This window comes from Acidovorax sp., assembly GCF_046339755.1.
GTDB lineage: Bacteria > Pseudomonadota > Gammaproteobacteria > Burkholderiales > Burkholderiaceae_C > Acidovorax.
Genome location: NZ_JBKDTZ010000056.1, coordinates 1 through 4,434, shown reverse-complemented (window position 1 = coordinate 4,434; position 4,434 = coordinate 1). Strand labels below are relative to the sequence as shown.

The 4,434-nt window shown below is 67.6% G+C and carries 4 protein-coding genes and 1 pseudogene; all 5 read left to right on the top strand.

Translation table 11 applies throughout. The features are described 5' to 3' along the window. The first annotated feature begins 267 nt into the window (after positions 1-267). On the top strand, positions 268-2,130 hold the full coding sequence (locus ACK59X_RS04520) for an acyl-CoA dehydrogenase (protein ID WP_409955536.1): 1,863 nt from the start codon (positions 268-270) through the stop codon (positions 2,128-2,130). Further along, a complete protein-coding gene (locus ACK59X_RS04515) occupies positions 2,130-2,333 on the top strand; it encodes a hypothetical protein (protein ID WP_409955534.1) in 204 nt (67 codons plus the stop codon). Before ACK59X_RS04520 ends, ACK59X_RS04515 begins: the two co-directional genes overlap by 1 nt. A 110-nt stretch (positions 2,334-2,443) precedes the next feature. Then, on the top strand, positions 2,444-3,238 hold the full coding sequence (locus ACK59X_RS04510; RefSeq protein ID WP_409955532.1) for an SDR family oxidoreductase: 795 nt from the start codon (positions 2,444-2,446) through the stop codon (positions 3,236-3,238). Between the two features lie 97 nt (positions 3,239-3,335). Beyond that, entirely contained in the window at positions 3,336-3,764 is a 429-nt protein-coding gene (locus tag ACK59X_RS04505) for a PaaI family thioesterase (RefSeq protein ID WP_409955530.1), read from the top strand. A gap of 63 nt (positions 3,765-3,827) precedes the next feature. Then, positions 3,828-4,434, top strand: a pseudogene (locus ACK59X_RS04500) (NADP-dependent oxidoreductase); the annotation flags it as partial.

The window sequence follows — 4,434 nt, the reverse complement described above, 5'->3', positions numbered from 1 at the left end:
GGCATGGACACCATCCGGCCCGGCAACCGCAAGATCCTGAAGGTCCAGTTCCCCGGCCTGCCGGCCACGGCGCGGCGCCTGCAATTGGGCGAGAACAACTGCCAGCCCAAGCCCGAGGACGACATGGAGTACTGGTGCTTTGCCGAAGTCGTCCTGAACCAAAAGAAGTAGCCGCCGCCAGGCAGGCAAGCGCCGCCCCGTGCGGTGGTGCTGTGGGCCGGTGGTGCACCCCGCGCTGCGTGCGCGTTTTCTCCAGGGTTTTCACACATGAGCTACCGTCCCACCGTCGAATTCCTTCTTTACCAGTGGCTTGACGCCCAGAACCTGCCTGGGCGCGAGCGCTTTGCCGACCATTCGCGCGACACCTTCGACGCCGTGCTCGACACCTGCGAGCGCATCGCGCGCGAGAAGTACGCGCCCTTCAACCGCTCTGTCGATGCGCAGGAGCCGCAGTTCGATGGCGACAAGGTCATCCTGCCGCAGTGCACCTACGATGCGCAGAAGGCCTATGCCGCCTCGGGCATGCTCAGCGCCGCGCAGGACTACGACATCGGCGGCATGCAGCTGCCCTACACGGTGGAGGCGGCGGCCAACAGCTTCTTCGGCCTGGCGTCCATCAGCATGGGCTCGGGCCTGCTCACGGTGGGCAATGCCAACCTGCTGATGGTGCATGGCACCGAGGCGCAGCAGAAGGTCTTTGCGCTCAACGAGTTCTCGGGGCGTGTTTCGGGCACCATGTGCCTGTCGGAGCCGCAGGCCGGCTCCAGCCTGAGCGACGTGGCCACGCGCGCCGTGCCCGATGGTGCGGGTTTCGAAAGCGATCCGCTGGGCCCGCGCTACCGCTTGAAGGGCAACAAGATGTGGATCTCGGCCGGTGAGCATGAGCTCACCGAGAACATCATCCACCTGGTGCTGGCCAAGATCCCCGGGCCCGATGGCAAGCTGGTGCCCGGCACCCGCGGCATCTCGCTGTTCATCGTGCCCAAGAAGCTTGTGGACATCGAGGGCAATCTGACCGGCGTGCGCAACGACGTGGCGCTGGCGGGCCTGAACCACAAGCTCGGCTGGCGCGGCACCACCAACACGCTGCTCAACTTCGGCGAGGGCAAGTACCCGGTCGATGGCGAGGCCGGCGCCGTGGGTTACCTGGTCGGCCAGGCCGGCAAGGGCCTGCATTGCATGTTCCACATGATGAACGAGGCGCGCATCGGCATTGGCATGGCGGCCACCATGCTGGGCCTGGCAGGCTACTACGCCAGCCTCGACTACGCCAAGAACCGCCCGCAGGGCCGCCCGGTGCAGAATCCCAAGGACAAGGATGCCGCGGCCGCCGCCGTGGTCAAGGATGTGGCCCAGCCGCAGGTGCGCATCATCGAGCACGCCGACGTCAAGCGCATGCTGCTGGCGCAGAAGTCCTATGGCGAGGGCGCGCTCGCGCTCAACCTGTTCTGCGCGCGCCTGGTGGACGAGCAGGCCACGGGCGATTCGGCCGCCGCCGACGAGGCGCGCCTGCTGCTGGAAGTGCTCACTCCCATCGCCAAGAGCTGGCCCAGCGAATGGTGTCTGGAGGCCAACAGCCTGGCCATCCAGATCCATGGCGGCTACGGCTACACGCGCGACTTCCCGGTGGAGCAGTACTGGCGCGACAACCGCCTGAACATGATCCACGAGGGCACGCACGGCATCCAGGCCATGGACCTGCTGGGCCGCAAGGTGCTGATGGAAAACGGCCGCGGCCTGCAATTGCTGGCCGCCCGCATCAACGCCACCATCGAGCGCGCCATCCAGGTGCCCGAACTTGCTGCGCACGCCAATGCCCTGGGCAGCGCGCTGCAGCAGGTGGGCGCTGCCACCAAAGCGGCCTGGTCCACGGGCCGGCCCACCGATGCACTGGCCAATGCCGTGCCCTACATGCAGGCCTTCGGCCACACGGTGCTGGCCTGGGTCTGGCTGGACGTGGCCCTGGCCACGCTGCAGGCCGATGCGCAGCTCGCACAGGCCGCCAGCGTGGGCAGAATGGGGTCCATGCGCTTCTTCTTCCACTACGAGCTGCCCAAGATCGGCGCCTGGCTGCAGGTCGTGAGCAGCCGCGACCCGACCTGCGCCGAGTTCCCCGAAGAGGCCTTCTGATGCCCGCGCAGCGCACCCTGGAGCGCATGCACCAGCTCATCTGGGCACTGATCTACGGGGGCCTGCTCGCGCTGGTCCTCGGAATTGCCACGGCAGCAGCGGACGAGCCGCTGGGCTGGTCGCTGGGCCTGGCGGGCGGCGCCCTGGTGGCGGCGGGCCTGGTGCTCATCGGCGTGCGCTCACGCCTCAAGTCCGACGGGTGACAAGGCCGCCTGGTTTTGCGCCGCACAATGCCGGGGCAAGCTTTCCTTTCCCGCGCGGGGCCTGAAAGGCCCTGGGCCCTCCCTCTACGACAACCCAAGGAGACGACGACATGACCACCCGCACCATCCAACAACTGTTCGACCTGAGCGGCAAGACCGCCCTGGTGACCGGCGGCTCGCGTGGCCTGGGCCTGCAACTGGCGCAGGCGCTGGGCGAGGCCGGCGCCAAGGTGCTGCTGAGCTCGCGCAAGGCCTCCGACCTGGAAGAGGCCGCTACCGAGCTCAAGGCCGCCGGCATCGATGCCCAGTGGATCGCGGCCGACTGCGCCAACGAAGCCGATATCCGCCGCCTGGCCGACGAGACCCTGGCGCGCCTGGGCCATGTGGACATCCTGCTCAACAACGCGGGCGCCGCATGGGGTGCGCCGGCCGAAGACCACCCCGTGGAGGCCTGGGACAAGGTCATGAACCTCAACGTGCGCGGCTACTTCATCCTGTCGCAGCACATCGCCAAGCACAGCATGATCGGCCGCCGCAGCGGCAGCATCATCAACGTGGCGTCCATCGCCGGCTTGGGCGGCAACCCCAAGGGCATGAACACCATTGCTTACAACACCTCCAAGGGTGCGGTGATCAACTTCACGCGTGCGCTGGCTGCCGAATGGGGCCAATATGGCATCCGCGTCAACGCCATCTGCCCCGGCTTCTTCCCGAGCAAGATGACGGTGGGCACCTTGAAGGCCATGGGCGAGGAGGCCCTGGCTGCCCACGCCCCGCTGGGCCGCCTGGGCGACGACGAGGACCTCAAGGGTCTGTGCGCGCTGTATGCCTCGGACGCCGGCAAGCACATCACCGGCCAGTGGCTGGCCGTCGATGGCGGTGTGAGCATCGTCACCGGAGGCTGAGGCCAGCGCCTGCGCGTCGGCGGCGTGCAGGCAGGCTGCCGAGCGGCCCCGGCGGGGCTATGCTTGCAGCTTTCCCCTTTGCATTCTGGAGTTGCCTGTGCTGAATTTCGGTGTTCCCATTCCTTTCGTCAGCCACCTGGGCTTCACGCTGCACCGCATGGCGCAGGGCGAGTCGGAGCTGCGTTACGAGGCGGCGCCCGAGCACCGCAATTCGTTCGATGTCACGCACGGCGGCGCCACCATGACCCTGCTGGACGTGGCTATGGCCACGGCAGCGCGCAGCGAGACACCCGACCACGGCGTGGTCACCATCGAGATGAAGACCAGCTTCATGCAGGCCGCACGCGGCCCGCTGGTGGCCAAGGGCCGCCTGCTGCACCGCACCGCCTCGATGGCCTTCACCGAAGGTTCGGTCTACGACGCCGAGGGACGCCTGTGCAGCCATGCCACCGGCACCTTCAAGTACGTGCGCCGCGCGGTCGATCCGGCCACCGGCCAACCGCTGAAGTCGATTTCGAGCGACTGAGCTCTTCCCCGAGAGGCCATGGGCCTCTCCACCATCCCCCATTTGTTTTTCAAGGAGTTCCCCATGGCCCGCAACCAACAGATCGTGCTCGACAACCGCCCGCAGGGTGAGGCCGTTGCCGGCAACTTCAAGCTCGTGGCCAGCGACACGCCCGCGCTGCAGGAGGGCCAGGTGCTGGTGCGCCACCACTACCTGAGCCTGGACCCCTACATGCGCGGCCGCATGAACGAGAGCAAGAGCTACGCGGCCTCGCAGGCGCTGGGCGAAGTCATGATCGGCGGCACCGTGGGCGAGGTGGCCGAAAGCCGTAGCCCCAAATACGCCGTGGGCGACAAGGTCGTCGGCATGGGCGGCTGGCAGGAGTACAGCGTGGTCGATGCCAATGCCCCGGGCGCGCTGCGCAAGGTGGACACCACGCATGTGCCGCTGTCGCACTACCTGGGCGCCGTGGGCATGCCCGGCGTGACGGCCTGGTACGGCCTGGTCAAGATCATCGCCCCCAAGGAGGGTGACACCGTGGTGGTGAGCGCTGCCACCGGCGCCGTCGGCAGCGCCTTCGCGGCCCTGGCCAAGGCGCGTGGTTGCCGTGCCGTGGGCATTGCCGGCGGTGCCGACAAGTGCCGCTATGCGGTCGAGGAACTGGGCTTCGATGCCTGCATCGACTACAAGG